Below are 26198 nucleotides of genomic sequence, written 5' to 3'. Positions count from 1 at the left end.
GGGACGGGATGTGACCATGACAGCCGAACTGACGGTCGCGGCATGGCCGGGGATCACCCCGCGCCTCCTGCGCGACGGACCCGAAGGCCTGACCGACTATCAGCGGGCCGGGGGCTATGGCGCCCTTACCGATCCGGAGCAGCTGCTGAACGAGGTGCAGGCCGGCGGACTGCTCGGACGGGGCGGTGCGGCCTTCCCGATGGCGGTGAAACTGCGTACGGTCCGCGACAACGGACAGCAGGGCGGCGAGGCCAAGATCGGCTCGGTGGTGATCGCCAACGGCGAAGAGGGCGAGCCGGCCTCGATCAAGGACCGCTGGTTGCTGCGCAACCGCCCACATGCGGTGCTGGACGGCCTGCGACTGGCGGCCGGGGTCGTCGGTGCCGACCGCGCCGTGGTGTACGTGTCGGATCCCCGGGCCGCCGAGAGCATCGAGCGCGCGCTCGCCGAACTCCCCCGCGAACTGCCCGGTGTGGCGATCGAATTGCTCACCGTCGCTCCGGGTTACGTCGCGGGCGAGGAAACCGCCGCCGTCCACGTGGTCAACGGAGGACCGGCGAAGCCGACGGACAAGCCACCGCGCCCGTTCGAGGAGGGAGTGGATGGCAGGCCGACGCTGATCAGCAATGTCGAGACGCTGGCTCACCTGGCCTTCCTTCACCAGCACGGCGCAAGGGCGTTCCGGGAACTGGGCACCGAGGCCTCCCCCGGCACCTTCCTGGCCACGATCACCGGGGCCGGACGCGTGCCCGCGCTGTACGAACTGCCGCACGGCATCGCCTTCGCCGATCTGCTGACCCTGCACGGGGTGTCCGCCGACAAGGTCCGCGGGGCGCTGATGGGTGGGTATTTCGCCGGACTGGTCAACCGCGACATCGTCGGGGTCACACTGGATCACGAGTCGGTGCGGGCCCTCGGCAGCGGATTGGGCTGCGGCGCGATCGGCATCCTCACCGATGACTGCCCGGTGGCCGTCGCGGCGTCCGTGCTGGCGTACTTCGACCGCGAGAACGCCGGCCAGTGCGGTTCGTGCTTCAACGGAACGGCCGCCATGGCAGCCGTGGCCACGGGCCTGCGCGACGGTCTGGCCACGCAGGAGGACCTGGACCGGCTCAAGCGGTGGTCGGTGGTACTGCGCGGCCGTGGCGCCTGCGCCACGCTCGACGGCGCGGCCAATGTGGCGGCGAGCCTGCTGTCCCAGTTCCCCGACCTGGTGCAGCGCCACCTCGAAAATGGCTGTCAGACTTGCCGTTCGGGTGCATTCACTGCCGATCGGCCCTACGAGGTGGAGTCCGTGGAGGCGGTGGTGGCGGTATGAAGGTCAAGCTCGATCGCACGTTGTGCGATGGCTTCGGATTGTGCGCCAAGCACGCACCGGAGTACTTCCCGCTCGACGACTGGGGGTACGCCTCACTTCAGGGTGACGGCAACATTCCCGAGGCCGACGAGGACGCGGTCCGGCGTGCCCTGCTGGACTGCCCCGTGCACGCGATCATCGAGTTGAAGGACACCCGGGCACAGCGGGAGGCCGGCTGAGCCCACTCCGAATGCATAGGTGCTGGATCACCGATCCCGGAAACTGGTAACGTGATTCTCCACACAGAATAACCCGCTTACCACCGGAGTCGAGTTGTCACAGATACCGGGACGTCCGCTCCCGACGGTCACCACGCTCAACGAGTACTTCTGGACCGCGGGCGCCGACGGGGTGCTGCGAATCCAGGAGTGCCAGGACTGCAGCGCCCTCATCCATCCGCCGCAGCCGGTCTGCCGCTATTGCCGCAGCCACAACATGGGTGTGCGCGACGTGTCCGGCCGGGCATCGCTGGCGGGATTCACGGTCAATCACCGGTTCGGTTTCCCCGATATGCCGCCGCCGTACGTGGTGGCCGAGGTGGCCATCGCCGAGGATCCCCGGGTCCGGCTGACGACCAACATCGTCGACTGCGAGCCGGACGATCTAAAGCTAGGGATGCCGGTGGAGGCCGACTTCCAGCACATCGAGGATGTCTGGCTGCCGGTGTTCAAGCCGTCGGCTGACACCACCTCTACCCCGCCGGTCGCCGAGCCCGTCGCTCCGCAGGACGTCGGCAAGTACGTCCGGCCGATGCTGACCAAGGAGAAGTTCGAGGACCACTCGGCCATCACCGGCATCGGCATGTCCACCATCGGCCGCCGGCTGATGGTGCCGCCGCTGTCGCTGACCATCGAAGCCGCCGAAAAGGCAGTCGCCGACGCCGGTTTGACGTTCGACGACATCGACGGTTTGTCCACCTATCCGGGTCTGGACATCGCCGGCATGGGCGAAGGCGGCGTGACCGCGCTGGAGGGCGCACTCGGGCTGCGGCCGACGTGGATCAACGGTGGTATGGACACCTTCGGTCCCGGTGGCTCGGTGATCGCCGCCATGATGGCCGTCGCCACCGGAATGGCCAAGCACGTCCTGTGTTTCCGCACGCTGTGGGAGGCGACCTTCGGCCAGCTGGTCAAGGAGGGCAAGATGTCCCCTCCGATGGGTGGCCGCACCAACAGCTGGCAGCACCCGTTCGGGTCCACCTCGGCGGCACACACGTTGGCACAGAACGCCGGTCGCCACTTCGACCGATACGGCACGACGCGGGAGACGCTCGGCTGGATCGCGCTGAACCAGCGCGCCAACGCCGCGCTGAACCCGACCGCGATCTACCGCGATCCGATGACCATGGACGACTACCTGTCGGCCCGCATGATCACCACGCCGTTCGGCCTCTACGACTGCGATGTGCCGTGCGACGGCGCGGTGGCCGTCATCGTCTCGGCCGTCGACGTCGCGCGCGATCTGGCCAAGCCGCCGATCCTGTTCGAGGCGGTGGGCACCCAGATCATCGAACGGTTGGACTGGGACCAGACCACGCTGACCCACGAACCGCAGGTGCTCGGCCAGAGCGCGCACATGTGGTCGCGAACCTCGTTGCGCCCCAGCGATGTCGATGTCGCCGAGCTCTATGACGGGTTCAGCTTCAACTGCCTGTCCTGGCTGGAGGGCCTTGGTTTCTGCGGCATCGGCGAGGCCAAGGACTTCCTCGACGGCGGCCATAACATCGCCCGCGACGGCATCATCCCGCTCAACACCCACGGCGGACAGCTCTCGCACGGCCGCACCCACGGGATGGGTCTCATCCACGAGGCTGTCACCCAGCTGCGCGGCGAGGCCGGTGAGCGCCAGGTGGCCGACGCACGCGTCGCCGTGGCCAGCAGCGGCGGTCTGACCCCGAGCGGCGTGCTGCTGATGCGCAGGGACGACTGAAGCATGGGCGTACCCCATGAGTAAGGCCGATCCGCACCCCCGGGTGGTGATGGTCGACGGCGTCCCGATGTCGGCGCTGGTCGCCGAGTCCCCCGACCCGCGCGCCGTCGTCGTCGCATTGCACGGTGGAGCCACCACGTCTGCCTACTTCGACTGCCCCGGACACCCGGAACTGTCGCTGCTGCGCATCGCGGTCGACCAGGGGTACACCGTGATCGCGCTGGACCGTCCCGGCTATGGCGCATCGGCGGCCTACCCGGACGCCATGGCACGGCCCGAACAACGGGTCGCGCTGGCGTTCGGCGCAATCCAGCGCATCGCCGGTGCGGCGGACCTGTTCGTTCTGGGCCATTCGATGGGCTGCGAGCTGGCCCTGCACCTGGCGGTGCAACGGCCCGAGGTGCTCGGCGTGTCACTGGCCGGCACCGGCCGCCGCTACCACCCGGGGGCGCAGGAGCTACTGAAGGACGCCTCGCCCGTGAACCGCCCGCGCGGTCTTCGTGAGCTGCTGTGGGAGCCGGCCCGGCTCTACCCGCCGGACGTGATCGGCGCCGGATTGTCCGCGGGCGGCACCGCTTACGAGGGCGATGTCATCAAAAGCTGGTCGCGACAGGACTTTCCGGCCCTGGCCGGGCAGACGACGGTGCCGGTGCAGTTCCTCGCCGGCGAGTACGAGAACGTCTGGGAGTCCGATGCGGAGGCACTGGCCGGGATCGGCGCGATGTTCACCGCCGCGCCCCGGGTCGAGACCGGTGAGCTCGCCGACAGCGGGCACAACCTCAGTGTGGGGCTGACCGCCGCGTGTTATCACCGCAAGGTGTTGACCTTCGCCGAACAATGCGTAGCCGACCGCGGCCTCGAGCCGATGACAGGCACTGTGAATACCGAAGTGGAAGTGGAGGCAGGTTGATGCGAGTCGGATTTATCGGGCTGGGCAGCCAGGGCGCGCCGATGGCCCGGCGGATTGTCGAGGGCGGCTTCGAGACGACCCTGTGGGCCCGCCGCCCGGCGTCCCTGGAACCCTTCGCCGACACCGCGGCCAAGACCGCGGGCTCCCCCGCCGAACTGGCCGCCGCCAGTGATCTGGTCTGCCTGTGTGTGGTCGGCGACGACGACGTGCGCCAGGTGCTCGACGGCGAGAACGGTGTGCTGGCCGGACTGGCACCCGGCGGCGTCATCGCCATTCACTCCACGGTGCACCCCGACACCTGTCGTGAGATCGCGGAAAAGGCTGCCGCCCATGGCGTTTCTGTCGTCGACGCCCCGGTGAGCGGGGGCGAGCCCGCTGCCTCGGCGGGCACCCTGCTGGTGATGCTCGGCGGCGACGAGGAAGTCGTCGAACGGGTGCGGCCGGTGTTCGCCACCTATGCCGACCCGATCGTGCACCTCGGCGGGATCGGTGCCGGTCAGGTCGCCAAGATCCTGAACAACCTGCTGTTCAGCGCCAACCTGGGTTCGGCCATGAGTGCGCTGGAACTCGGTGAGGCGCTGGGTGTTCCCCGCCAGGCGTTGTGCGAGGTGATCTCGCGCGGCTCGGCCACCAGTAAGGCGCTCAACAGCATCGCCATGTTCGGCGGGACGCTGGACAACCTGGCACCGATCGCGGGGGCGCTGCTGCAGAAGGACTGCCGGCATGCCGCCAGCCTGGCCGACGATGCCTCGGCTCCCCAGGGCGCAGTGTTCGACGCAGCCGACAACGCCCTGGCCATCATGAACCATCCCCGCTGATGCATATCGGTTTCATCGGGGCAGGCCGGATGGGCGCTCCGATGGTGCGCCGCCTGACCGACGCCGGACACCAGGTGCGGGCCTTGGGCCGCGACGACGAAAAGCGCGCTGCGATAGCCGAACTCGGTGCCGAGCCGGTGGATTCGGCGAGCGCTGCCGTCACCGATGCCGACGTCACGATCGTCTGCGTGTTCACCGACGATCAGGTCCGGGAACTCTGCCCGGATCTGATCGACGAGATGCCGGCCGGTTCTGTGCTCGTGCTGCACACCACCGGCAGCCCCCGCACTGCCGAGGCCCTCGCCGAGCGCGGGGCCGCACGCGGCATCTCCGTCGTCGACGCACCGGTCAGCGGCGGACCGCACGACATCGCGGCCGGCACCGTCACGGTGTTCGCCGGCGGTGACGACGACGCGGTCGCCCGCGCCCGCGAGGTGCTGACCTCCTATGCCGATCCGGTACTGCATGTCGGTCCGGTCGGCGCCGGACAGCGGGTGAAGCTGGTGAACAACGCGCTGTTCGCCGCGCAGATCGGTGCCGTGGCCGAGGGCGTGCGCCTGGGCGACCGACTGGGTATCGACGAGGCGACGCTGCTGACCGCGCTCACCCACGGCAGTGCGGCAAGCCGTGCACTGGGCGGAATCGCCGCCACAGGCTCGGCGGACGCATTCATCGCCCGGGTCGGCGAATTCATCGGCAAGGACGTGGCGGTGGTCCGCAGAACAGCCTCTGAGCTGGACAGTGACCTGGGCCGTCTCGAGGACCTGCTCGACGCCGCGCTCAAGTGAGCCGGCCCGCCGTCACGACCTGATCAGCACCCATTTTGTGCTTTTCAAACACCCCCGGAGGGTTTACTGTTAGCGTTACAGTTCAACAGTTTCCCGTAACGTTTCACAGCACTTCCGGCGCAGCCCGCCGCGAAGGAGGAGCCAGCCAATGACCAAGGCCCAGGTGATTTTCGATCCGTTCTCCGAGGAGTTCTTCAACAACCCGTTCGACATGTACCGGCGGATGCGCCAGGACGCGCCGCTGTACTACAACGAGGACTCCGACTTCTTTGCCCTGACCCGGCATGAGGACGTGTCGGCGGCCCTGAAGGATCACGAGGCGTTCTCCTCGTCGCGCGGCTGCGATCTGGCCATGGTGCAAAGCGACGAGCCGCCGCAGAAGTCGATCATCTTCATGGACCCGCCCGATCACCGGCACATGCGCAGCCTGCTCAACAAGGCGTTCACCCCGCGCATGATCCAGAGCCAGCGCGACACCGTGGTCGAGCAGATCGACTACCACCTCGGATTGATCAAGTCCGACGAGTTCGACGTCGTCCAGGATTTCTCGGGCCCGTTCCCGGTCGAGGTCATCACCCGGATGGCCGGCGTCGACCCGGAGTACCGCCAGCAGGTCCGGCACTGGATCGACACCAGCCTGTCCCGTGAGCCCGGGCAGATCGGCTACTCAGAAGCCGGGATGCAGGCCAACATCGACACCGGCATCTACTACTACGGGCTGGTGCAGAAGCGCCGGGAAGACCCGCAGGACGACATGATCAGCCGGCTGATCGCCGCGGAGATTCCCGGCGAGGACGGCCAGATGCGCCGCCTCGACGACATCGAGATCACCGGGTTCGCCACCCTGCTCGGTGGGGCCGGCGCCGAGACCGTCACCAAACTCATCGGCACCGCCATGGTGCTGTTCGCGCGCAACCCGGAGCAGTGGCAGAAACTCCTCGACGACCGCGACAAGGTCCCGGCCGCCATCGAGGAATTGCTGCGCTACGAGGGTCCGGTGCAGTACAACGTGCGCTACACCCTCAAGGAAGCCCACGTGCCGAGCGGCACCATCCCGGCGGGCAAGGCGGTGTTCCTGATCAGTGCCGCGGCCAACCGCGATCCCAACGCGTTCACCGACGCCGACGCCTTCGACATCGAGCGCGACCGCACGGAGGCACAGAACCTGGGCCTGGGCTACGGCATCCACAGCTGTCTGGGCGCCGCACTGGCCCGTATGGAAAGCGCCGTCGCGCTGGAGAAGCTACTCGACTTCATGCCCCGCTACGAGGTGAGATGGGATGAGCTGCAGAGGGTTCACATGCAGAATGTGGCGGGTTACTCGCACGTGCCGGTGAGGGTGTTGAGGTGATGACCAAGAAGGTTCACGTCGATTTCGAGATCTGCGAGAGCAACGCGGTCTGTATGGGGATCATCCCCGAAGTGTTCGATCTCGACGATCAGGACTACCTCCACATCCTTCAGGAGGATGTGACGCCCGAGAACGAGGCGCTGATCCGCGAAGCGGTGCGCCAGTGTCCCCGGCAGGCCATCTCGATCAAGGACGAGTAGGCGTGCGGTTCGTCTTCGTACACGGCGGTTTTCACGCGGCCTGGTGCTGGGAGCGGACCGTCGCCGAGTTGCAGAGCCTGGGTCACGACGGCGTCGCTGTGGACCTGCCCGGACACGGCGCCCGGGTAGCCGAGGAATCAACCCTGGCCAACCGGCGGGCCGCGATCGTCGAGGTGATGCAGCCCGGGGATGTGCTGGTCGGACATTCCGGCGGCGGGTTCGACGCGACCCTCGCTGCCGATGCAGCCCCGGAACTGGTGGGCCACATCGTGTATCTGGCCGCGGCACTGCCCAGGGAAGGCCGGACCTATCCCGAAGCCATGGCCATGCGTTCGGCCGAGGACCAATTGGGCGGCGAGTTCGACGGTGATGTCGGCGAGATGCTGGGCTACCTGCATTTCGACGAGGAAGGCGCCATGCACTTCGCCGACTTCGACGGGGCGTGGCGTTACTTCTACCACGACTGCGACGAGGCCACGGCGCGTTGGGCTTTCGATCGTCTCGGTCCCGAGCGGTTCGGTGACACCACGGTCACGCCGGTGTCGGTGCCGCAGTTCTGGGCGGCCGATCTGCCGCGCAGCTTCATCCGCTGTCTGCAGGACCGCTCGATGCCGCAATGGCTGGCCGACACCGTCACCCAACGCCTCGGTGTCGAACAGCTGACCATCGACGCATCGCATTCGCCATTCCTGAGCCGCCCGCGCGAGCTGGCCGAGCTGCTGGTGCACGCCACGACCACCACGCCGATTGCCGCGTTGACGCCGGCCTGATCTGTCCGCGAGATCAACGCTGTGGTCGCTTCCGGATCGGAAAACCGACCATGGCGTTGATCTCGGCGGGAATGGCCTACGCGGCGGCGATGACCGTCTTCCCGAATTTCTCGGCGGCCTCCAGCGCATGCGCCAGACTGTCGCCGGGCAGAGTCACGTGCAGCCAGGTCACTCCCAGCGCGGCGAGCTTGTCCACACCGGCCAGATAGGCTTCGGCATCGAAGTCGTCGTCGCCGGGGCTTCCGCCCTCAAAGTTGTTGAACACGATATCGATTGCGTCCGAATCGCGACCGGCCGCGGCCAGCCGCGCCCGCAGATCCTCGATACCGGTGGCCAAGGCGTCCAGTGAATCGATCGCTGCTGTACCCGCGGTCTTGGCCAGACCCGCCGGCGCGGCGAACGGGCACCAACCGTCGCCGTGTTTGGCCACGCGAGCGCGCGCGGCAGACGTGTTGCCGCCGATCCAGATCGGAGGATGCGGGCTCGCCGCCGGCCGTGGGTGCGCCGTGATGCCCTTTGCGCTGAAGTTCGTGCCCTCGAAGGTGTAATCGTCGGTGGTCCAGACGCCGCGGATCACCTCGAGCGCCTCGTCGAACAGTGCGGCGCGCTCGTCGTAGGACACCCCGAGCGCGGCGAATTCCCGTTTGAGGTAACCGACTCCGACGGCCAGGGTGAACCGGCCGCCGGATAGCAGGTCAAGTGTGGCGCCGGATTTGGCCACCACGAACGGGTTTCGATACGGCAGCACCACGATGTTGGGCACCAGGCGCAGCGTCGTGGTGTGTGCCGCGGCGAAACCCATCGCCACGAACGGATCCAACGCATCGTGGCCGCCGGCGTCGAGCCAGCGTTGCGACGGGGCGGGATGGTCGGTGAACCCGAAGCCGTCGAAACCCGCCGCTTCGGCCGCAGCCGCCATCGCCGCAACTCCGCTGCCGCTCACCAGATCCGGGTGGTAGGGGTGAGTGTGCATCGGGTAGGTGATGCTGTAACGCACTGCGGCCGCCGATCAGGAAGGGAAGCCGGAGATGATGATGCCGTTGCACTCCGCCGCGCCCTGGCGGACCTTGGCGGCTGCCTGGTAGGCGTCGGAGTAATACCAATCGCGCGCGGCGTCGACAGACTCGAATTCCAGCACGACGGTCTGGGTGCCGTGCCACGCGCCCTCGATCACCTCAGGCTTCTGGTCGACGGCCACGATGGTGGCGCCGCCCATCGCCTTCGACGCCAGCTTCGCGTACTCCCCCATCCCGGCCGGGTCCTTGATGTCCTCGGTGATGATCACATATCCCTTGGCAGCTGCCATGTCCGAACTCCTTCTCTAGCCTTCGATTTCGCTGATTGCCCGCTCCGGGCAATTCTGTATCGCCTCGCGTGCCGCATCCTCAAGACCGGCCGGAACCTCGTCCGGATCGGCCACCGCCCAACCGTCGTCTGACATCTCGAAGACCTCGGGGCACAGCGTCAGGCACATGCCGTGGCCTGCACAACGGTCCTCGTCAACCCGGACCCGCATCAGCTGTCGAACTCCAGGTGCAGTTCGGTCAGCCCACGCAGGATAAAGGTGGGGATGTAGTTGTAGCGACGGTCGCCGTCCGAACCGTGCTCGGCCTCGGAGATCCGGATGTCGCTGGTCCGGTCCAGCAACCGCTCGATACCTACCCGGGTCTCGGCACGTGCCAACGGGGCACCGGGGCAGCTGTGGATGCCGCGGCCGAAAGCCAGGTGCTGGCGGGCATTCTTGCGCGCCGGGTCGAAGGTGTCGGGATCCTCGAAGCGCCGCGGATCCCGGTTGGCCGCACCGTTGAGCACCATCACCGTGGTACCGGCATTCAACTCGGTGTCGCCGACCGTCACCGGGCAGCGTGACAGCCGGAAGTCGCCCTTCACCGGGCTCTCGATCCGCAGCGCCTCCTCGATGAAGTTCGGGATCAGGCTGCGGTCGGCCCGAAGCCGCTGCTGGATCTCCGGTTGTTCACCCAAGACCTTCAGCGCGGTGCTGAGCAGGCGCACCGTGGTCTCCTGCCCGGCCGAGAAGACATTCGTCGCCACCCGCGCGACATCGCCGACGTCGGGGATGCTGCCGTCCGGGAACGTGGCCTCGGCCAGCCCGGTGAGGACGTCGTCGCGCGGGTTGGCCCGGCGGTCCGACACGTAGTCGGAGAACTGGCCGTAGAGGAACTCCAGCGGGCTGTGGGACAGCGATTCCTTGCTGGTGCTGCCGATTCCGCCGCCCGAATGCTGCTTGATGCCGTTGACGAAGCCTTCCCGATCCTCGGGCGGGATCCCGAGCAGGTCGGCGATCACCAGGAGCGTGAACGGACCGGCGAAGCCTTTGATGAACTCGCCGCCGCCGGACGCCAGGTAGCTGTCGAGCACCTCGTCGGCCAACTGCCACATGGCGTCCTCGTTCTCCTTGAGGCGCTTGGGCGTGATCAACCGCATCAACAGCGAGCGGTGATCGGTGTGGGTGGGCGGATCCAGCGTCGGCAGCTGATCGCTGAACGGCAGATCGTTGCGGTGCTTGTCGATGAGCGCAGTCACCTCCTCGGCACTGCGCCCCTCCAGCGGAACCGGGAAACCCGGGAACGGCCCGGTGACCGACAGGCAGGACGAGAAGGTCTCCTCGTCGTTGTAGACCTGCACGGCCTCGTCCCAGCCGGTCACCATGGTCACGTTGTAGTGGTCTTCCCGGGTGACCGGGCATTTGTTCCGCAGCGCCTCGAAGAATGGGTACGGGTTGTCGACCAATCGTTCATCGCGAAAAAAATCGATACCGGTTGGGTCGATCGCCATCAGCTGCTCCCGTTCCAGCCACACGTATGAGAATGTGGCTCTCCTATACGAATAGTAGATTTCCACAGCACCGGTGGCGCGTCAACGTCGCACCCCGACCTATCAGCGACAAGCTGCAAGAATAGTATTCTCAACTAACCACCCAGCATCGTCAGTCCGCCGTCCACAGCGATCAACTGGCCGGTGATGAAGCCCGCTCCGTCGCCGGCCAGGAACACCAGAGCCGGCCCGAGGTCGCGGGCCGGATCCCCCAGCGCGCCGCCCAGCGGGATCGTCATCTTCATCTGCTGATCGACGAGTCTCGCCATCTCGGGCCCGAGGAATTCCCGCAACCGGTCTGCGCCCGGGGTGTCGACCGCCGGCGCGAGCGCGTTCACCGTGACCCGCTCAGCCGCCCAGGCCTTGGCCGCCGAGCGCGTCCAAGCCTGTACCGCCCCCTTGGTCGCCGCGTACACGGCCGAGATGGGGCTCCCCATGACGGCCTCGGCCGAGCCGAAGTTGAGGATGCGTCCGCCCGTTCCGCGCATCGCCGCGTATGCGGCCTGATTGGTGAGGATTGTGGCCTTCAGGTTGGTGTCGACCAGGTAGTCGATCTCGGCCACCTCGATCTGGCCGGGAATGCCCGGTTGCCACAACCCCGCCGCGTGCACCAGCACATCGAGGCCGCCCATGGTCTGCACCGCCGAGGCCGTCATTGCATCAACCGCTCCGGCTTCCCGGAGGTCGCACTGCACCCAAGCCACGGACGGGCGGTCCGGTGGCGGAGTGCGGTGATAGGTGGCCACGACCTGAGCGCCGGCGGCGCTCAGCACGTCCACGGCGGCGGCCCCGATACCCGAGGCGCCGCCGGTGACCAGAATCCTACGACCATGCAGGGGTTGGCTCATAGGGAGATAGTTAGACAAACGTCAACTATTTTCAAGAGCGGAATCCCTTGTTAAAGTGCCGTATATGCCCAAGGGAACCACGACCGAGGTTGCTGACAGCAGTCAACGTCGCGCGTCCTTCCAACGGGCCCGCTCGCACCGGACCAAGCGCGATCTGGTGCAGGCCGCGATGGCACTCTGGCGCACCAACGGCTACGCGAAGACCACGGTCGCCGACATCTGCCGGGCCGCAGGGGTGTCCCGGGCCCTGTTCTACTTCTATTTCCCGGCCAAAGAGGACGTGCTGTTCGAGGTGGGCCTGACCTCCACCCGGTTGGCACAGAAGCGGGTGAAATCGCTGCTGGTCGGCGACTACGACATGACCGCCGTCATCACCGAGGCACTGCGCAGCCTTGAGCGGTCGATGGCGCGCAATCCACCCGAGCTGATCGTCGAGACGATCCTGGAGGGGTACCGGCACGAACACCGGATCCTGGCCGGCGACGTCGACCCGGATACCCAGGACGCCGACATGTTCGGCGAGTTGTTCAGCCGGGCCCAGGCCGACGGCAAGCTCGGCGCCCACGTCGACGTGTCCCACCTGTCCCGGCTGGCCCAGATCCTTGTCAGCGAGGGCGTCCGGCACTGGGCCGGCGGGGGTTTCGGCAACCGCTCGTTCACCGACGTCGTCGCGCGTGACATCAGCGCGATGATCACCGGCTTCAACACCACCAACAACTAGATCGGAGGACCCCGATGGCGTGGGATTTCGAGACCGACCCGCAGTATCAGGAGCTACTGGACTGGGCCGACGAATTCGTCACCGACCAGGTCGAGCCGCTCGACCTGGCCTTTCCACACCTTCAGTTCACCCAACTGGAGGGCAAGCGTCGCGAGGCGATCGATCCCCTCAAGGCCCAGGTGCGCGAAAAGGGTCTGTGGGCAACGCATCTCGGTCCGGAACTCGGCGGACAGGGTTACGGACAGCTCAAGCTGGCATTGCTGAACGAGATCCTCGGCCGCTCTCAGTGGGCCCCGATCGTGTTCGGCTGTCAGGCCCCCGATACCGGAAACGCCGAGATCATCGCGCATTACGGGACCGAGGAGCAGAAGAAGCAGTACCTGCATCCGCTGCTCGAGGGCGAGTTGTTCTCCTGCTATTCGATGACCGAACCGCATGCCGGTGCCGACCCGACGCTGTTCACCACCAGCGCGGTACGCGACGGGGACGACTGGGTGATCAATGGCTGGAAGTTCTTCTCCTCCAACGCCGCAACGGCCTCGTTCCTGATCGTCATGGTGGTCACCAATCCCGAAGTCAGCGCCTACCAGGGCATGTCGATGTTTCTCGTGCCCACCGACACCCCCGGCGTCGAGATCGTCCGCAACGTCGGACTGTACGGCGAAGCCGACAACCACGGCAGCCATGCGCTGATCCACTATGACAATGTCCGGGTACCGGCCGAGGCCCTCCTCGGCGGCGAGGGACAGGCCTTCGTCATCGCGCAGACCCGGTTGGGCGGCGGCCGGATTCACCACGCGATGCGCACGATCGGCCTGGCCCAGAAGGCGCTGGACATGATGTGCGAACGCGCGCTGAGCCGCGAGACCCAGGGCAGCCGGCTGTCCGACAAGCAATTCGTGCAGGGCTACATCGCCGACTCCTACGCTCAGCTGCTGCAGTTCCGGCTGATGGTGCTCTACACCGCGTGGGAGATCGACAAGTACAACGACTACAAGAAGGTCCGCAAGGACATCGCCGCGGTCAAGGTGGCCATGCCCACCGTGCTGCACGACATCGCCTGGCGCGCAATGCAGGTCCACGGCGCGCTCGGCGTCACCAACGAGATGCCGTTCCTGGGCATGGTCACCGGCGCCGCCGTGATGGGACTGGCCGACGGTCCAACCGAGGTACACAAGACCACCGTCGCCCGGCAGGTCTTGCGGGACTACCAGCCGACCACCGACACCTGGCCCACCGAGTGGATACCCCGCAAGCGCGACGCCGCGAAGGCGAAGTACGCCGAATACCTTGAGGCCGACATCGAAAACACAGTGGGCAACCTGTGAGTGAAATAGATACGGCGCGCCTTGCCGACTGGATGGACAACGCCGGACTCGAAGGCAAGGGCGAGCCGCTCGAGGCCCGCTTCCTGTCCGGCGGAACCCAGAACGTCATCTACGAGATCCGCCGCGGCGAGCACACCTGCGTGCTGCGGATGCCGCCGGCCGGGGCCCCGCCGGACCGGGACAAGGGCATCCTGCGGGAGTGGCGCATCATCGAGGCGCTCGACGGCACGGAGGTCCCGCACACCGCCGCGGTCGGGGTGTGCGCCGATCCCGAGGTACTGGGCCGGCCGTTCTATCTGATGGGATTCGTCGACGGCTGGTCCCCGATGGACACCCACGGCCGCTGGCCCGAGCCGTTCGACTCCGATCTGAGCACCCGCCCCGGGCTGAGTTATCAGCTGGCCGAGGGCATCGCGCTGCTGTCCAAGGTCGACTGGCAGGCCAAAGGGCTGGGTGATCTCGGTCGGCCCGACGGCTTCCACGAACGCCAGGTCTCCCGCTGGATCGGTTTCCTAGACCGGATCAAGAACCGCGAACTGCCCGGGCTGGAGGTGGCCACGGACTGGCTGCGGGCCCACAAGCCACTCGACTTCATCCCCGGTCTGATGCACGGGGACTACCAATTCGCCAATGTCATGTACCGCCACGGCGCCCCGGCGACGATGGCTGCGATCGTGGACTGGGAGATGGGTACCGTCGGCGACCCGAAGCTGGACCTGGCCTGGATGGTGCAGAGCTGGCCTTCCGACCCGGACAACCCCGAGCCGTCCGAAATGGGTTACGTCGACATGCGCGGGATGCCGTCTCGCGACGACGTCGTCGCGCACTACGCGAAGGTGTCCGGACGCCAGGTCGACGACCTCGACTACTACCTGGTGCTGGCCAAATGGAAGCTGGCGATCGTGCTGGAGCAGGGTTTTCAGCGGGCCGGCGACGACGAGAAGCTGCTGGCGTTCGGGCCGGTGGTGACCGACCTGATGGCCTCGGCCGCCGAACTCGCCGAATCCAGCGACTACCGGTGAGGGCCGCGGTCTGCCCCGAGTACGGGCCACCGGAGGTGGTCCGTCTCGAGGAACTCCCCGCTCCCCCGATCGCGTCCGGCCAGGTACGTGTTCAGGTCGGCGCGGCCGCGGTGAACTTTCCCGACGTGCTGTTGGTGGCCGACCAGTATCAGATCACGGTGCCCGTGCCGTTCATCCCGGGTAGCGAGTTCGCCGGGGTGGTGACCGAAGTAGCCGGTGACACCGACGGTTTCGCCGTCGGCGACCGGGTGACCGGCACCGGGTTGTTCGGGGCGTTCGCCGAACAGGTGTGTGTCGCGACCGCCGGACTGGCCCGGATCCCCGACGGCGTGGACGACCGCACCGCGGCGGCTTTCGGAGTGGCCCACCGCACCGCCTATCACACGCTCCGGTCGGTGGCCCGGACCCGACCGGGCGACGACGTGATCGTGCTCGGAGCCGGCGGCGGAGTGGGCCTGGCGGCCGTGCAGCTCGCGACGGCGCTCGGCGCCCGGGTCACCGCGGTCGCATCGTCGGACGAAAAGCTCTCCACCGCAGAACAATACGGCGCGGCCTCGCTCGTCAACCACACCCGGGGCGACCTGCGCGCCGCCCTACGAGAGGCACTCCCTGACGGCGCGCACGCGGTGCTCGACCCCGTAGGCGGCGACCTTTCCGAACCGGCGTTGCGCGCGTTGCGCCGCGGTGGCCGGTTCGTGACGATCGGCTACGCCTCGGGCGTCATCCCCCGGATTCCGCTGAACCTGGTGCTGGTCAAGGGAATCGCGGTCCTCGGCTTCCAGTTCCAGGACATCGACCCGGACGAGTTTGCCCGCAATGAAGCGGAATTGCGGGAGTTGTTGGCCGGCGGGACCGTTCGGCCACACATCGGTGCGGTTTATCCGCTGACCGAGACCACCGCGGCGCTGCGCGAAGTAGCCTCCGGTAAAGCGGTCGGCAAGGTCGTGCTCGACCTCAGGACTCCTTCGGCGGATAGAAGTACTCCCGCCAGGCCGTGATCTTCTCGTCCCGCACCTCATAGGCGCCCATCACCGGCCAGCTCATCTGCTTGCCGTCCACGATCCAGTGATCGCGCCGCTCCATCAGCACGACGTCCCCGGCCACGGCGAGGTGCAGGATCTCAAGGTCGACACAGTTTCCGCCGGCGAAGAACACCTTCATCATGTCGTGGATCGCGTCGCGCCCCGAGAGCTTCGGCCAGTCGGGCCCGATGTCGAAGGTGGCGTCCTCGGCGAAGTGACTCATGACTTCGTCGACGTCGTTGCTCCCCCATGCCGCGATCTCGGCCCGCACGATCTCCTCAGCGGTCATCAGTCCCCCATCGGCCGTTGTGACTGATATTTACACTAGCCCGGCCGAGTGTAATTCCGATAGACATCAATTCCGGGGCGACTCGCACTTCAATCCGCAACGGACAGTTTCGAATCCGTCCGAAATCGGGCGCTATCGGCCGATTCCTTGACCCGGCCGCCTTTGGCCTGCTAAGCAGATGCACAGCCCTTTCAATCTGGTCAGGAGATCAGCCGTGCCAACTTCGACCGAAGCCGATCTGTACTACGACCCGTACAACATCGAACTCAACATGAACCCCTACCCGGTGTTCGCCCGGATCAGGGAGGAAGCCCCGCTCTACTACAACGAGCAGCACGACTTCTACGCGTTGAGCCGCTTCGACGATGTCAACAAGGGCGTCATCGACCACGAGACGTTCATCTCCGGTCGCGGTGCGCTGCTCGAGATCATCAAATCCGGCATGGAGATCCCGCCCGGCACATTGATCTTCGAGGATCCGCCGATCCACAACATCCACCGCAACCTGCTGTCGCGGGTGTTCACACCGCGCAAGGTGCTCGCGCTGGAACCGCAGATCCGTGAGTTCACCGCACGCTGCCTGGATCCGCTGGTCGGGACCGACAAGTTCGACTTCGTCAACGATCTCGGCGAGCAGATGCCGATGCGGGTCATCGGCATGCTGCTGGGCATCCCGGAAGACCGGCAGCGGGCCATCACCGATCACGGCGAGGAGACCCTGCAGGGTCAGACCGTCGATGCGCTGGCCACCGGTGAGGTGTTCGCGGAGTTCATCGACTGGCGGACCGAACACCCGTCCGACGACATCATGACCGACCTGCTCAACGCCGAGTTCACCGATGAGACCGGCACGGTGCGCACGCTGCGCCGCGACGAGCTGCTGCTCTACCTGACCGTGATCGCCACCGCGGGCTCTGAAACCACCACCCGGCTGATCGGCTGGGCCGGCAAGACGCTGGCCGAATATCCCGATCAGCGCCGCGATCTGGTGAACAACCCGGACCTGATCCCCGACGCGATCGAGGAAATCCTGCGCTGGGAGCCGCCGGCCCTACAGATCGCCCGCTACGTCTCCCGCGACGTCGAGTACTACGGCCAGACCGTGCCGGAGGGTTCGGCGATGTTGATGCTCGTCGGCGCGGCCAACCGCGATCATCGTCGGTTCGCGCCCGACGGCGATGTGTTCGACATCCACCGGGAACATCACTCGCACATGACTTTCGGTGCGGGCACGCATTTCTGCATGGGCAACGCGCTTGCGCGCCTGGAAGGCCGCATCGCCATGGAGGAGATCCTCAAACGCTTCCCCGAGTGGGAGGTCGACTGGGCCAACGCCAAGCCGTCGGAAACCGCGGCGGTGCGGGGCTGGGCCGCGATGCCTACCTTCGTTTAGCGCTCGTCCGACATCAAGACTGCGTACAGATCGCGAATTTGGCGATTTTCGCGATCTGTACGCAGTGCCGGCAATCTGTGCGCAGGGTCAGAAGGGAAGGTCCACAAAGCCGTTCGTGGTGTTGACCTCGTCGTGGTTGTCGACGCTGTAGTGCGGTCCGATGGGGGTGCCCGGGTCGGCTTGGGCCGGCGCGGCGAAGCCGAACACGGCTGCGGTCAGACCGCCGGCGATCAGGGTGGAGATTCCGATCTTCTTCATTGTGGTGCCCTCTTCCGATGTCTTGCGGGTGGCGCCGAGCGTCGCGCTACGGCCCCACAGGTCGGCGATCCGGTACTGCATTTCGCCGGTCTGTTCCATCAAACATCGAGGTCAGAGGGTTAATTCCGCTGGCAGAAATTGATCTGCGGTTGGCAGAAACGTTCCGTCAGCTGGCCGGAATCAGGTCTGCGGGCACCGAGCGGCTGATCATCGTGCCGCACCGGAATGCCTCGGTGGTACCGACGACCTTGGCCTCGGGATCGTTGACCGCCGCGAGTGCCTGCGCCTTGAAAGCGCGTGCGGCAGCGGATAGTTCGTGACGTACCGGGTCGACGCTCAGGTCCGCCGGACACTCGTCGCCCCACAATGTCACTTCGGTGTGCCCCTGCTCCAGCGCGCCCAGGACGCCGCGCCGAACCCGCTCGTCGGTGTTGAACAGATCGGCGGCCACCGCGACGGTCTGCGGGTGCGGGCGGTCTTCCCAGGACTCCAGGACCGACTCCAGGGGCATGGTCTCCACCCCGAGAATCGCCAGCGGACGGACATCCTCGTCGGCACCGATCAGCACCGTGACATCCCACCCCGCCATCACCCGGTCGACCAGCCAACCACCGGCGAACCGGACCGCGTCGACCACGCAGGGGGCGACCACATCAAGCCGATACCGCATGTCGTCCTCCAATCTCACTGGCCGGCCGCCCCGTTGCGGCCGTCCGGCTGCTCGATTTCCCGCCCCAGCATCTCGGCGTAGCTCTTGAACACGTCCGTCAACGGGAGCGAGGGATCGAGTAGCCATGAGGTCTCCATTCCATTGATGAATGCCAGGATCTCCACGGCCTTGGTGGCCGCGTCGAAGTCGGAGCGGTAGCGACCGTCGAGCTGGCCGCGGGTGATGATGTCGGCGACGATGTCGCGCGCATCCTGTTGCCGTTTGAGCAAACGATCGTGCAGTGGCGCGTCGGGTTGGATGTTCTCCACCAGCAGCACGGTGAACGTGCCGACCAGCTCGGGCGCCCGGACGAACCGGTCGGCCACCCGTTTGATCTCGTCGGCGAGGTTCCCGGACCGGTCCGCGTGGGTGTCGTCGTCGTGGTCGCGCGCGTCGAGGACGGCGTTGAGCAGCTGCTCCTTGGACTCGAAATGGTGGAGCAGACCGGCCGGCGTGACCCCGGCTTCCCGGGCGATCTGGGCCAGCGAGGTGTTGCGCCACCCATTGCGGGCCAGCAGCTTCTCAGCCACAGAAAGTATCCGCTGCCTGCGGTCTTCCCCTTTGGCCAGGAGCGTCGCGTAGGGCCGCGCGCCCCCAGAAGACGCCTCTGCACCTGCCACCGAAGCCACCGGACTCCTTCGTCGAACCAACCTAGTGAACACACAGTAGGTTGGTTTGACCGTCTGTGACAAGTGTCTCAGAGAAAGAAATTCCCGGCGGCCGTCACAACCGCCGGGAAAGCCGGGTCAGAGCCCCAGCGACTTGGCGATGATCACCTTCATGACCTCGCTGGTCCCGGCGTAGATTCGCGCCACCCGGGCATCCGTGTAGAGCCGCGCGATGGGGTACTCCATCATGTAGCCGTACCCGCCGAAGAGCTGCAGGCAACGATCGATCACCCGCGCCTGCATCTCCGTGCAGAACAATTTCACCCGGGCCGCGTCGGCACCGGACAGCTCTCCGTCGACGTGCAGCGCCACCGCCCGATCGAGCATCGCCTGGGCCGCCTCGACCTCTGTCGAGCACGCCGCCAGTTCGAACTTGGTGTTCTGAAAGGACGCGACCGGCTGGCCGAACGCTTTGCGGTCCTTGGTGTAGCCGATCGCCGCGGCGATGGCCGAGCGGGCCTGGGCCACCGACCCCACGGCCACGGTGAGGCGCTCCTGGGCCAGGTTGTGGCCGAGGTAGCTGAACGCCTCGCCCTCCTCACCCAGCACGTTGGCCACCGGCACCCGCACATCGCTGAACGACAGCTCCGCGGTGTCCTGCACCTTGCAGCCCATCTTCTCCAGCTCGCGGCCCCGCTCGAAGCCCGCCATGCCGTCCTCGACGACCAGCAGCGTCAACCCCTTGCGCCGGTTCTCCGGGTCGGTGGACGTCCGGGCCACCACGACCACCAGATCGGCCTGGATGCCACCGGTGATGAACGTCTTGGCGCCGTTGAGCACGTACTCGTCACCGTCGCGTACCGCGCTGGTGCGCATACCGGCCAGATCCGATCCGGTGCCCGGCTCGGTCATCGCGACCGCGGTCAGCAGCGTGCCCGCCGCCAGCCCGGGGAACCAGCGCTGCCGCTGCTCTTCGTTCGCGTAGTGCAGGAAGTACGGCAGGATCACCTCGAGCTGCGTGCGCACCGTCGACAACGTCACCAGGGCGCGCGCGGCCTCCTCCTGGAGCACCACGTTGTACCGGTAGTCGTCGATGCCTGCGCCGCCGTACTCCTCGGGGATCGCCATCCCGAGCATGCCGAGTTCACCCATGTGCTTGAAGACGTCACGGGGCATCCGGCCGCCCTTCTCCCACTCGGGATAGGCAGGGACGACTTCCTTTTCGATGAAGTCGCGCGCGAGTGCGCGGAAGGCCTCATGATCCTCGGTGAACAGATTGCGTTGCACTACTTCTCCCTAGCGTCAGTCGATGAGCTCGACCAGCGTGGCGTTGGCGGTACCGCCGCCCTCACACATGGTCTGCAGGCCGTACCGAATTCCGTTGTCTCGCATGTGATTGATCATCCGGGTCATCAGCACCGCGCCCGACGCCCCGAGCGGGTGCCCCAGCGCGATGGCGCCGCCGAGCGGGTTCAGCTTGGCCTCGTCGGCGCCTGTCTCGGCGAGCCACGCCATGGGCACCGGGGCGAAGGCCTCGTTCACCTCGAACACGCCGACCTCGTCGAGACGCACGCCGGCCTTGTGCAGCACCTTCTCGGTGGCCGGGATCGGCCCGGTCAGCATCAGCACCGGATCGGCTCCCGTCACCGCACCCGCGCGGTACCGCGCGATCGGCGAAAGACCCATCGTCACAGCACGTTCCTCGGTCATCACCAGCAGCGCCGCGGCGCCGTCGGAGATCTGAGACGAGTTGCCCGCGTGGATCACGCCGTCCTCGGCGAATGCCGGCTTGAGCCCGGCAAGTTTCTCCACCGTGGTACCCCGGCGCACCCCTTCGTCGGCAACCACCGGGTCCAACTGATCGGCCGGGTCGGGAAACACGGTGATCATCTGGTTCTCGAAGGCACCGCGGTCCTGGGCCGCCGCTGCCCGCTCGTGCGAGGCGACGGAGTACTCGTCCAGCTGGGTCCGGCTGAAACCCCACTTCTGCGAAATCATCTCGGCCGAGATGCCCTGATTGAACGCAAAGTCCTTGTACCGCTCGAACACCTTCGGACCGTACGGAGTACCGGTGGCCCGGGCCGCGCCCAGCGGGACCCGGCTCATCACCTCCACACCACCCGCGACGACCACGTCCTGCTGGCCCGACATGACGGCCTGGACCGCGAAATCCAGTGCCTGCTGGCTCGATCCGCACGCCCGGTTGACCGTGGTCCCCGGAATGTGTTCGGGCCAGCCGGCGGCCAGCACCGAGTAGCGGCCGATATTGCTGGACTGATCGCCGACCTGCGAGACGCAGCCCCAGACCACGTCGTCGATGATGTCGGGGCTGATGCCCGCCCGCTCCACGAGCGCATTGAGCACCAGTGCCGACAGGTCGGCGGCATGGAATCCGGACAGGCCGCCGTTACGCTTGCCCACCGGGGTACGGACGGCCTCGACGATGACGGTTTCGCGCATTGCGATTCTCCTCTGGAATTAAGACTGGTAGGCCGGGCCGATTGCGCCCTGCTCCCGCAGGGTGCCGATCTGCTCGGCACTCAGGCCGATCCCGGCCAGGATGGCATCGGTGTGCTCGCCGAGCCCGGGCACCGCACCCATGCCCAACTCCATGCCGCTGATCACCGGCGGCGGCAACAGGGCCGAGATCTCCCCGTTGGGGGTGCCCACCTGACGCCACCGGTCCCGCGCCTTCAGATGCGGGTGTGCGATGACCTCACTGGGCAGGTTGTAGCGCGAATTGCCGATCCCGGCGTCATCGGCGATCTGCTGAATGTCATCGAGATCATGCTGGGCGCACCAGGATTCGATGGCCTTGTTCAGTTCGTCCCGATGCGCGCAGCGATCGGAGTTGGTGGCGAAACGCGCGTCGTCGGCGAGATCGGGCCGCTCGATGATCTCGCGGGCCAACCGCTGCCATTCCCGGTCGTTGGTGGTTCCCAGCACCACCGTCTGCCCGTCGCGGGTGTCGAACGCGCCGTAGGGAGCCACAGCCGGCGAACTCATCCCCAGCGGAACCTGGTCGATGCCGGAGTGCTGGGTGTAGGCCAGTTGGTATCCCATGATGTCGGTCATGGTGTCGAACAGGCTGACCGCCACGGCCGGTGCGGCACCGGTGTCGCCCTTGCGTGCCCGGCCGAGCAACAGCGCCATGATCGACAGCGCCGAATACAGCCCCGTGGTGATATCCGCAACCGCCGCACCGGGTTTGGCCGGCATCCCGGCATAGCCGGTCGACGCGCACGAACCGGACTCGGCCTGCACCAGCAGGTCGTAGGCGCGCTTGTGCGACAGGGGCCCACCGGGCCCGTAACCATCGATCTCGACGGGGATCACCTGGGGATGGCGCACCTTGAGGTCCTCGGGCCCGAGCCCCAGGCGCGCGGTGGCGCCGGGAGCGAGGTTGGACACGAAGGCGTCGGCACCGTCGAGCAACCGGTGCAGCACCTCCATGCCCTCCGGCGACTTCAGATTGAGGGTGATCGATTCCTTACCCCGGTTGGCCCAGACGAAATGGGCCGCCTGCCCCAGCACGACATCGTCGTAGTCGCGGGCGAAATCGCCACCCTTGGGATTCTCGATCTTGACCACCCTGGCACCGAAGTCGGCCAGCACCCGGGTGCACATCGGCGCGGAGACCGCCTGCTCCATCGCGATGACGGTGATACCGGCCAAGGGGCCGTCTTGAGCTGCAATCACGAATTCACATAACCATGCCGCCATCGACCGGCAGAACCTGCCCGGTGATGTACGACGCGGCATCGGAGGCCAGGAAGACGAACGCGCCCGCGACCTCGTCGGCCTCGGCCCACCGTTTGAGCGGGATGCGGTTCATCATGTTGGCCGCGAACTTCTCGTTGGTGCGGATGGTTTCCGTCATCGGCGTGGCCGCCAGCGGCGCCAGCGCGTTGACCATGATGTTCTTGGCCGCCAATTCACGTGCCAGCGATTTCGTGAAGCCGATCAGGCCGGCCTTGGCCGCCGAGTAGTTGACCTGTCCCAGGGTGCCGGTGATCCCGGCCGACGAGGTGACGTTGATGACGCGGCCGGTCCCGTCGGTCGGCATGTGCGGCAGGGCGGCCTGGGTGACGTGGAAGGTGCCCATCACGTGGATGTCGAAGGTGACCCGGAACGTCTCGTCGGTCAGCTTCGGGAACATCGCCGGTGATGTGACGCCGGCGTTGTTGACCACGATGTGCAGGTTGCCCTCACCGAGCGCGGCGGCCTGCGCGGCCGCGGCCACCGCGGCGTCGCGGTCACTGACGTCCAGCGCGGCGCTGTCCGCCTTGCCGCCGGCCGTGTTGATGCGCTCGGCGACCGCGGCCGCGGCATCACCGCTGATGTCGGTGACGAGCACCGAGGCACCGGCCGCGGCGAGCGCCTCGGAAACCGCCGCGCCGATCCCCGCTCCGGCCCCGGTCACCAGCGCCGAGCGTCCGGTCAGGTCGAAATAGGTCCTCATGGAACTTCGATATCTCCTCAGTAGCTCTTGGGCAGGCCCAGAACGTTGGCGGCGAGAAAGTTCAGGATCATCTCCTGGCTCACCGGTGCGATCTTCATCAGCCGGGACTCCCGGAAGAACCGGGAGATGTTGTATTCCTCGGAGTAACCCATGCCGCCGTGGGTCTGCAGCGCACGGTCGGCGGCGCCAAATCCCGCATCGGCGCACAGGTACTTGGCCATGTTGGCCTCACGCCCACAGGGCTTGCCGTTGTCGTAGAGCCAGGTGGCCTTGCGCAGGATCAACTCCGCGGCGTCGAGCCGGGCCAACGAGTCGGCCAGCGGGAACTGAATGCCCTGGTTCATGCCGATCGGCCGGTCGAACACCACCCGCTCGTTGGCGTACTTCACCGCACGGTCGAGCGCCACGCGACCGATGCCGAGGGCCTCAGCCGCGATCAGCATCCGCTCCGGGTTGAGCCCGTGCAGGATGTACTTGAACCCCTTGCCTTCCTCGCCGATCAGGTGCTCGGCGGGCACGCGCAGATCGTCGATGAACAACTCGTTGGAGCTCACCGCATTTCGGCCCATCTTGTTGATGGGCCGGATCTCGACGTGGTCGCGGTCGAGGTCGGTCAGGAACAGCGACAACCCGTCGGTCGGCTTGCCTCCGCGCTTCTCCACATCCTCACGGGACTCGGTGCGGGTGAGCAGCAGGATCTTCTCGGACTCAAGCGCTTTGGAGATCCACACCTTGCGGCCGTTCACCACATAACCGTCGCCGTCCTTCTTGGCGAACGTGGTGATGCGCGAGGTGTCCAGGCCTGCACCGGGTTCGGTGACGCCGAAGCACACATGCAGATCTCCGTCGACGATGCGCGGTAGCGTCGCCTTCTTCATCTCCTCGGAGCCGAACACCACCACCGGCTGCATCCCGAAGATCGACATGTGGATCGCGCTGGCGGCGTTCATGGCTCCGCCGGACCGGGCCACCTCCTCGGCCAGGATGGTGGCCTCGGTGATGCCGAGGCCGTGCCCGCCGTACTCCTCGGGGATGGTCATCCCGAGCCATCCCCCGCCGGCGATGGCGTCGTAGAACTCCTGCGGGAACTCGTGGGCCTGATCCTTGGTCATCCAATAGTGATCGTCGAACTTGCCCGCCAGCTCCGCAACGGAATTGCGGATCAGCTGCTGGTCCTCGGTCAGCTCGAAGTTCATACCGCCCGACACTGTGTGCTCTCCTATTTTTCTCGGCCGATCGTCTCGGCGTTCAGTCTCGCGCGCCGGCAACGGCTTTGGCGTTGGCCTGGAAGTCGGCGAAGGTGGTGCCGGTCTTCTCCTTGTGGCTCAACGCGCGGATGGAGACGTCGTGCCCCTCGGCCTGCTTACGCAGCGCACCAACGGTCGCCTGCTCCTTGGGGACGTGGACGAATGGATCGAAGTGGTACAGCCGCATGGCGTTCTCATGGGTGATCTTGTTGATCTCGTCGTCGGGAACCTCGTAGGTTTCGAACACCGCGCTCAACTCCTCGGGGGCCCCGGGCCACATCGAGTCACTGTGCGGGTAGTCCATCTCCCAGCAGATGTTGTCCACCCCGATCTCGTGGCGGTTCTTCACGCCGACGGGGTCGGAGATGAAGCAGGTCATGAAGTGCTCCCGGAACACCTCCGAGGGCAACTTGTCTCCGAAGTCCTGGTGCGTCCACGTCGAGTGCATGTCGTAGGTGCGGTCCACCCGGTCCAGGAAGTACGGAATCCACCCGGTGCCGCCTTCGGACAGCGCGATCTTGAGGCCCGGGTATGCCTTGATCGGCGCAGACCACAGCAGGTCGGCCGCGGCCTGCACGATGTTCATCGGCTGCAGGGTGATCATCACGTCCATCGGGGCATCCGGGGCGGTGATCGCCAGCTTTCCCGACGATCCGATGTGCACGTTCATCACGGTGTCGGTGTCGACCAGGGCCTCCCACAACGGCTTCCAGTACTCCAGGTCGTGGAAGGACGGGTAACCCAGGGTCGACGGGTTCTCGGTGAAGGTCAGCGAGTGCACGCCCTTCTTCGATACCCGGCGCACCTCGTCGGCACACAGCTGCGGATCCCAGATCGCCGGAATGGCCATCGGAATGAACCGTCCGGGGTTGGATCCGCACCACTCGTCGATGTGCCAGTCGTTGTACGCCTGCACCAGCGCCAGCGAGAACTCCGCATCCTCGGTGGCGAACAACCGGGCTGCGAAACCCGGGAACGAGGGGAAGTTCATGGTGGCCAGCACGCCGCCGGCGTTCATGTCCTTGACCCGCTCATTGGGGTCGTAGCAGCCCTTGCGGATCTCATCGAGCCCCTGGGGCTCCAGGCCGTACTCCTCCTTGGGCCGGCCCGCCACCGCGTTGAGCGCCACATTCGGGATCACCGTGTCGCGGAACTGCCAGGTGTCGCTGCCGTCCGGGTTGTGCACCAACCGTGGCGCCTCATCGCGGTACTTCTCCGGAAGATGGTTCTTGAACATGTTCGGCGGTTCGATGATGTGGTCGTCGACGCTGATCAAGATCATGTCGTCTTTGTTCACTGCCTCGCTCCGTCCCATTGGCCGTCACATCGGTTC

29 protein-coding genes are annotated in these 26198 nt (G+C 66.5%); 14 read left to right on the top strand and 15 right to left on the bottom strand.

The window, feature by feature from the left end; translation table 11 throughout:
- The first annotated feature begins 10 nt into the window (after positions 1-10).
- From TX88_RS27545 to TX88_RS27505, 9 genes are all read left to right on the top strand, one after another.
- Positions 11-1318, top strand: coding sequence for an NADH-ubiquinone oxidoreductase-F iron-sulfur binding region domain-containing protein (locus TX88_RS27545; RefSeq protein ID WP_084622193.1), 1308 nt, complete (start codon positions 11-13; stop codon positions 1316-1318).
- Entirely contained in the window at positions 1315-1536 is a 222-nt protein-coding gene (locus TX88_RS27540; protein ID WP_044522330.1) for a ferredoxin, read from the top strand. The genes TX88_RS27545 and TX88_RS27540 overlap by 4 nt, the downstream gene beginning before the upstream one ends.
- A gap of 94 nt (positions 1537-1630) precedes the next feature.
- Positions 1631-3286, top strand: a complete 1656-nt coding sequence (locus TX88_RS27535; protein ID WP_044522329.1) for a thiolase C-terminal domain-containing protein — start codon at positions 1631-1633, stop codon at positions 3284-3286.
- 16 nt (positions 3287-3302) lie between these two features.
- Positions 3303-4196: an alpha/beta fold hydrolase gene (locus TX88_RS27530; protein WP_044522328.1), complete on the top strand. Its 894-nt coding sequence runs from the start codon at positions 3303-3305 to the stop codon at positions 4194-4196.
- Positions 4196-5014 carry an NAD(P)-dependent oxidoreductase gene (locus tag TX88_RS27525; protein WP_044522326.1) on the top strand — a complete coding sequence of 273 codons (819 nt, stop codon included), beginning with the start codon at positions 4196-4198 and terminating at the stop codon, positions 5012-5014. The genes TX88_RS27530 and TX88_RS27525 overlap by 1 nt, the downstream gene beginning before the upstream one ends.
- Positions 5014-5802 (top strand): NAD(P)-dependent oxidoreductase, encoded by a 789-nt coding sequence (locus TX88_RS27520; RefSeq protein ID WP_044522325.1) that lies wholly within the window; start codon positions 5014-5016, stop codon positions 5800-5802. Before TX88_RS27525 ends, TX88_RS27520 begins: the two co-directional genes overlap by 1 nt.
- A 148-nt stretch (positions 5803-5950) precedes the next feature.
- Positions 5951-7153 (top strand): cytochrome P450, encoded by a 1203-nt coding sequence (locus TX88_RS27515; RefSeq protein WP_044522322.1) that lies wholly within the window; start codon positions 5951-5953, stop codon positions 7151-7153.
- Positions 7153-7353 carry a ferredoxin gene (locus TX88_RS27510; protein WP_044522319.1) on the top strand — a complete coding sequence of 67 codons (201 nt, stop codon included), beginning with the start codon at positions 7153-7155 and terminating at the stop codon, positions 7351-7353. Before TX88_RS27515 ends, TX88_RS27510 begins: the two co-directional genes overlap by 1 nt.
- A 2-nt stretch (positions 7354-7355) precedes the next feature.
- Positions 7356-8123 (top strand): alpha/beta fold hydrolase, encoded by a 768-nt coding sequence (locus TX88_RS27505; protein WP_044522317.1) that lies wholly within the window; start codon positions 7356-7358, stop codon positions 8121-8123.
- Between the two features lie 76 nt (positions 8124-8199).
- Here TX88_RS27505 and TX88_RS27500 read toward each other — a convergent pair whose 3' ends face one another.
- The 5 genes from TX88_RS27500 to TX88_RS27480 all read right to left on the bottom strand — a co-directional run bounded on the left by TX88_RS27500 (position 8200) and on the right by TX88_RS27480 (position 11806).
- Positions 8200-9120 carry an LLM class F420-dependent oxidoreductase gene (locus TX88_RS27500; protein ID WP_044522316.1) on the bottom strand — a complete coding sequence of 307 codons (921 nt, stop codon included), beginning with the start codon at positions 9118-9120 and terminating at the stop codon, positions 8200-8202.
- Positions 9121-9132: 12 nt separating this feature from the next.
- Positions 9133-9429 carry a DUF1330 domain-containing protein gene (locus TX88_RS27495; protein ID WP_044522313.1) on the bottom strand — a complete coding sequence of 99 codons (297 nt, stop codon included), beginning with the start codon at positions 9427-9429 and terminating at the stop codon, positions 9133-9135.
- 15 nt (positions 9430-9444) lie between these two features.
- Positions 9445-9639 carry a ferredoxin gene (locus tag TX88_RS27490; protein ID WP_044522311.1) on the bottom strand — a complete coding sequence of 65 codons (195 nt, stop codon included), beginning with the start codon at positions 9637-9639 and terminating at the stop codon, positions 9445-9447.
- Positions 9639-10919: a cytochrome P450 gene (locus tag TX88_RS27485; protein ID WP_044524121.1), complete on the bottom strand. Its 1281-nt coding sequence runs from the start codon at positions 10917-10919 to the stop codon at positions 9639-9641. The genes TX88_RS27490 and TX88_RS27485 overlap by 1 nt, the downstream gene beginning before the upstream one ends.
- 134 nt (positions 10920-11053) lie before the next feature.
- On the bottom strand, positions 11054-11806 hold the full coding sequence (locus tag TX88_RS27480) for an SDR family NAD(P)-dependent oxidoreductase (RefSeq protein ID WP_044522308.1): 753 nt from the start codon (positions 11804-11806) through the stop codon (positions 11054-11056).
- Positions 11807-11870: 64 nt separating this feature from the next.
- Here TX88_RS27480 and TX88_RS27475 point away from each other — a divergent pair, with 64 nt between their 5' ends.
- The 4 genes from TX88_RS27475 to TX88_RS27460 are packed head-to-tail and all read left to right on the top strand — an operon-like array spanning position 11871 to position 15875.
- Positions 11871-12527, top strand: a complete 657-nt coding sequence (locus tag TX88_RS27475; RefSeq protein ID WP_209447115.1) for a TetR/AcrR family transcriptional regulator — start codon at positions 11871-11873, stop codon at positions 12525-12527.
- A 14-nt stretch (positions 12528-12541) separates the two neighbouring features.
- Positions 12542-13855 carry an acyl-CoA dehydrogenase family protein gene (locus TX88_RS27470; RefSeq protein ID WP_044522306.1) on the top strand — a complete coding sequence of 438 codons (1314 nt, stop codon included), beginning with the start codon at positions 12542-12544 and terminating at the stop codon, positions 13853-13855.
- Between the two features lie 32 nt (positions 13856-13887).
- Positions 13888-14877, top strand: coding sequence for a phosphotransferase family protein (locus tag TX88_RS27465; protein WP_044522305.1), 990 nt, complete (start codon positions 13888-13890; stop codon positions 14875-14877).
- Positions 14874-15875 (top strand): NADPH:quinone oxidoreductase family protein, encoded by a 1002-nt coding sequence (locus TX88_RS27460; protein ID WP_044522301.1) that lies wholly within the window; start codon positions 14874-14876, stop codon positions 15873-15875. Before TX88_RS27465 ends, TX88_RS27460 begins: the two co-directional genes overlap by 4 nt.
- Here TX88_RS27460 and TX88_RS27455 read toward each other — a convergent pair.
- The gene (locus TX88_RS27455; protein ID WP_049925454.1) at positions 15832-16188 is read right to left on the bottom strand and encodes a limonene-1,2-epoxide hydrolase family protein; all 357 of its coding nucleotides are present in this window, start codon (positions 16186-16188) and stop codon (positions 15832-15834) included. The genes TX88_RS27460 and TX88_RS27455 overlap by 44 nt on opposite strands.
- A gap of 178 nt (positions 16189-16366) precedes the next feature.
- Between TX88_RS27455 and TX88_RS27450 the strand changes: the two genes are divergently transcribed.
- Positions 16367-17581 (top strand): cytochrome P450, encoded by a 1215-nt coding sequence (locus tag TX88_RS27450; RefSeq protein WP_044522299.1) that lies wholly within the window; start codon positions 16367-16369, stop codon positions 17579-17581.
- Positions 17582-17668: 87 nt separating this feature from the next.
- Here the strand turns inward: TX88_RS27450 and TX88_RS27445 are convergent, their stop codons facing one another.
- The 9 genes from TX88_RS27445 to TX88_RS27405 all read right to left on the bottom strand — a co-directional run bounded on the left by TX88_RS27445 (position 17669) and on the right by TX88_RS27405 (position 26162).
- Positions 17669-17938 (bottom strand): hypothetical protein, encoded by a 270-nt coding sequence (locus tag TX88_RS27445; protein ID WP_044522298.1) that lies wholly within the window; start codon positions 17936-17938, stop codon positions 17669-17671.
- 67 nt (positions 17939-18005) lie between these two features.
- A complete protein-coding gene (locus TX88_RS27440; RefSeq protein WP_044524118.1) occupies positions 18006-18509 on the bottom strand; it encodes a hypothetical protein in 504 nt (167 codons plus the stop codon).
- 14 nt (positions 18510-18523) lie between these two features.
- Complete coding sequence (locus tag TX88_RS27435) at positions 18524-19168, bottom strand: TetR/AcrR family transcriptional regulator (RefSeq protein ID WP_044524116.1); 645 nt, start codon at positions 19166-19168, stop codon at positions 18524-18526.
- Positions 19169-19294: 126 nt separating this feature from the next.
- Complete coding sequence (locus TX88_RS27430) at positions 19295-20443, bottom strand: acyl-CoA dehydrogenase family protein (protein WP_044522296.1); 1149 nt, start codon at positions 20441-20443, stop codon at positions 19295-19297.
- A gap of 15 nt (positions 20444-20458) precedes the next feature.
- Entirely contained in the window at positions 20459-21616 is a 1158-nt protein-coding gene (locus TX88_RS27425) for a thiolase family protein (RefSeq protein WP_044522293.1), read from the bottom strand.
- 18 nt (positions 21617-21634) lie between these two features.
- Entirely contained in the window at positions 21635-22855 is a 1221-nt protein-coding gene (locus TX88_RS27420; protein WP_280113242.1) for a CaiB/BaiF CoA transferase family protein, read from the bottom strand.
- A gap of 4 nt (positions 22856-22859) precedes the next feature.
- Entirely contained in the window at positions 22860-23618 is a 759-nt protein-coding gene (locus TX88_RS27415) for an SDR family oxidoreductase (RefSeq protein WP_044522284.1), read from the bottom strand.
- A gap of 17 nt (positions 23619-23635) precedes the next feature.
- Positions 23636-24814: an acyl-CoA dehydrogenase family protein gene (locus tag TX88_RS27410; RefSeq protein ID WP_044522278.1), complete on the bottom strand. Its 1179-nt coding sequence runs from the start codon at positions 24812-24814 to the stop codon at positions 23636-23638.
- 52 nt (positions 24815-24866) lie between these two features.
- Positions 24867-26162 (bottom strand): amidohydrolase family protein, encoded by a 1296-nt coding sequence (locus TX88_RS27405; protein ID WP_044522276.1) that lies wholly within the window; start codon positions 26160-26162, stop codon positions 24867-24869.
- Positions 26163-26198: the final 36 nt, after the last annotated feature.

Origin of the sequence: Mycolicibacterium septicum DSM 44393 (assembly GCF_000455325.1) — a bacterium.
In the GTDB taxonomy this organism is placed as follows: Bacteria; Actinomycetota; Actinomycetes; order Mycobacteriales; family Mycobacteriaceae; genus Mycobacterium; species Mycobacterium septicum.
Note: the sequence above shows the minus strand (reverse complement) of the source record. Positions and strands in the feature narration are given on the sequence as shown.

Coding starts and splice junctions, on each gene's coding strand:
- TX88_RS27540 (WP_044522330.1), top strand. CDS start 1,315: ATGAAGGTCAAGCTCGATCGCACGTTGTGCGATGGCTTCGGATTGTGC.
- TX88_RS27530 (WP_044522328.1), top strand. CDS start 3,303: ATGAGTAAGGCCGATCCGCACCCCCGGGTGGTGATGGTCGACGGCGTC.
- TX88_RS27525 (WP_044522326.1), top strand. CDS start 4,196: ATGCGAGTCGGATTTATCGGGCTGGGCAGCCAGGGCGCGCCGATGGCC.
- TX88_RS27520 (WP_044522325.1), top strand. CDS start 5,014: ATGCATATCGGTTTCATCGGGGCAGGCCGGATGGGCGCTCCGATGGTG.
- TX88_RS27515 (WP_044522322.1), top strand. CDS start 5,951: ATGACCAAGGCCCAGGTGATTTTCGATCCGTTCTCCGAGGAGTTCTTC.
- TX88_RS27510 (WP_044522319.1), top strand. CDS start 7,153: ATGACCAAGAAGGTTCACGTCGATTTCGAGATCTGCGAGAGCAACGCG.
- TX88_RS27495 (WP_044522313.1), bottom strand. CDS start 9,429: ATGGCAGCTGCCAAGGGATATGTGATCATCACCGAGGACATCAAGGAC.
- TX88_RS27490 (WP_044522311.1), bottom strand. CDS start 9,639: ATGCGGGTCCGGGTTGACGAGGACCGTTGTGCAGGCCACGGCATGTGC.
- TX88_RS27485 (WP_044524121.1), bottom strand. CDS start 10,919: ATGGCGATCGACCCAACCGGTATCGATTTTTTTCGCGATGAACGATTG.
- TX88_RS27480 (WP_044522308.1), bottom strand. CDS start 11,806: ATGAGCCAACCCCTGCATGGTCGTAGGATTCTGGTCACCGGCGGCGCC.
- TX88_RS27475 (WP_209447115.1), top strand. CDS start 11,871: ATGCCCAAGGGAACCACGACCGAGGTTGCTGACAGCAGTCAACGTCGC.
- TX88_RS27470 (WP_044522306.1), top strand. CDS start 12,542: ATGGCGTGGGATTTCGAGACCGACCCGCAGTATCAGGAGCTACTGGAC.
- TX88_RS27465 (WP_044522305.1), top strand. CDS start 13,888: ATGGACAACGCCGGACTCGAAGGCAAGGGCGAGCCGCTCGAGGCCCGC.
- TX88_RS27455 (WP_049925454.1), bottom strand. CDS start 16,188: ATGACCGCTGAGGAGATCGTGCGGGCCGAGATCGCGGCATGGGGGAGC.
- TX88_RS27450 (WP_044522299.1), top strand. CDS start 16,367: ATGCACAGCCCTTTCAATCTGGTCAGGAGATCAGCCGTGCCAACTTCG.
- TX88_RS27445 (WP_044522298.1), bottom strand. CDS start 17,938: ATGGAACAGACCGGCGAAATGCAGTACCGGATCGCCGACCTGTGGGGC.
- TX88_RS27440 (WP_044524118.1), bottom strand. CDS start 18,509: ATGCGGTATCGGCTTGATGTGGTCGCCCCCTGCGTGGTCGACGCGGTC.
- TX88_RS27425 (WP_044522293.1), bottom strand. CDS start 21,616: ATGCGCGAAACCGTCATCGTCGAGGCCGTCCGTACCCCGGTGGGCAAG.
- TX88_RS27415 (WP_044522284.1), bottom strand. CDS start 23,618: ATGAGGACCTATTTCGACCTGACCGGACGCTCGGCGCTGGTGACCGGG.
- TX88_RS27410 (WP_044522278.1), bottom strand. CDS start 24,814: ATGAACTTCGAGCTGACCGAGGACCAGCAGCTGATCCGCAATTCCGTT.